General features: G+C 61.5%; 2 protein-coding genes. Both read right to left on the reverse strand.

From position 1 onward, the window contains the following. Positions 1 to 914, reverse strand: a 914-nt coding sequence (locus GOW93_RS20615; RefSeq protein ID WP_170388277.1) for an electron transfer flavoprotein subunit alpha/FixB family protein, incomplete at its 3' end; no start/stop codon positions are given. Beyond that, positions 914 to 1,672, reverse strand: a complete 759-nt coding sequence (locus GOW93_RS20620; RefSeq protein ID WP_170388280.1) for an electron transfer flavoprotein subunit beta/FixA family protein — start codon at positions 1,670 to 1,672, stop codon at positions 914 to 916. The genes GOW93_RS20615 and GOW93_RS20620, both read right to left, overlap by 1 nt. Between the last annotated feature and the right edge of the window lie 9 nt (positions 1,673 to 1,681).

Raw genomic sequence — 1,681 nt, forward strand, 5'->3', positions numbered from 1 at the left:
GTCAGTTCCGGCACGGCCTGGAACAGGTCGGCGACCAGTCCGAAGTCGGCGACCTGGAAGATCGGCGCTTCTTCGTCTTTGTTGATCGCCACGATGACCTTGCTGTCCTTCATACCGGCCAAGTGCTGGATCGCGCCCGAGATGCCGACAGCAACGTACAGATCAGGGGCAACAACCTTACCGGTCTGACCCACCTGCCAGTCGTTCGGTGCATAGCCCGAGTCCACAGCAGCGCGCGACGCGCCAACAGCCGCGCCCAGTTTGTCGGCCAGACCCTCGATCAGTTTGAAGTCCTCTTCCGAGCCAACACCACGGCCACCCGAAACGACAACACCAGCCGAGGTCAGTTCCGGACGGTCGCTCTCGGCAACCTTGTCCTCGACCCACGACGACAGACCTTCGGAACCCGGAACTGCGATGGTTTCGACCGGCGCCGATCCGCCTTCGCCCGCCGCGTCGAAGCTGGCGGTCCGCAGGGTGACAACCTTTTTGGCGTCGTTCGACTTGACGGTCTGGATCGCGTTGCCCGCGTAGATCGGACGCTCGAAGGTCGAGCCGTCAACAACGCCAGACGCATCCGAGATCACCATTACGTCCAGCAGCGCGGCAACGCGCGGCATCACGTTCTTGGCGTCGGTGGTGGCGGGGGCGACGATGTGTTCGTAGCCATCGGCCAGCGACACGATCAGAGCTGCGGTCGATTCCGCCAGGCGGTGACCCAGTGATTCGTCTTCGGCAACCAGAACCTTGGAGACACCGTCGATCTTGGCGGCGGCCTCACCGGCAGCGGCGGCGGACCCACCTGCGGCCAGAACGGTTACGTCACCCAGAGCCTTTGCGGCGTTGACGGCCTTGGCGGTGGCGTCCAGCGACAGCTCACCATTGTTAACTTCGGCGAGAAGAAGAACAGCCATTACACAGCCCCCGCTTCTTTGAGTTTCCCGACCAGCTCGTCGACCGAGCCCACGATGATGCCTGCAGCACGTGCTGGCGGCTCTTCGGTTTTGACGACTTCCAGACGCGGAGTGACGTCGACGCCGTAATCGGCGGCGGTTTTCTCATCCAGCGGCTTTTTCTTGGCCTTCATGATGTTGGGCAGCGACGCATAGCGCGGCTCGTTCAGGCGCAGGTCAACGGTCACGATGGTCGGCATCTTGACGCTGATGGTTTGCAGACCACCGTCTACCTCGCGGGTGATCTTGGCGCTGTCGCCTTCGATGTCTACCTCAGAGGCAAAGGTGCCCTGCGACCAGCCCAGCAGGGCCGACAGCATCTGACCGGTGGCATTCATGTCGTTGTCGATCGCCTGCTTGCCTGCAAGAACGATACCCGGCTGCTCTTCCTCGACCACTTTGGCCAGGATTTTCGCAACGGCCAGCGGCTCGATGTCCTGATGCACGTCATCTGCAGCAACAACCAGGATCGCGCGGTCGGCACCCATGGCCAGTGCGGTCCGCAGTGTTTCCTGCGCCTGCTTCACGCCGATCGATACGGCCACGACTTCGTCTGCCTTGCCGGCCTCTTTCAGACGGATCGCCTCTTCCACGGCAATCTCATCGAACGGGTTCATCGACATCTTTACATTGGCGAGATCAACTCCGCTCCCGTCCGCTTTCACGCGGACCTTCACATTGTAGTCAATCACGCGTTTGACAGGCACGAGTACCTTCATTTTGCGTTT

It is taken from the genome of Ruegeria atlantica (genome assembly GCF_013032455.1).
Classification (GTDB): domain Bacteria; phylum Pseudomonadota; class Alphaproteobacteria; order Rhodobacterales; family Rhodobacteraceae; genus Ruegeria; species Ruegeria atlantica_B.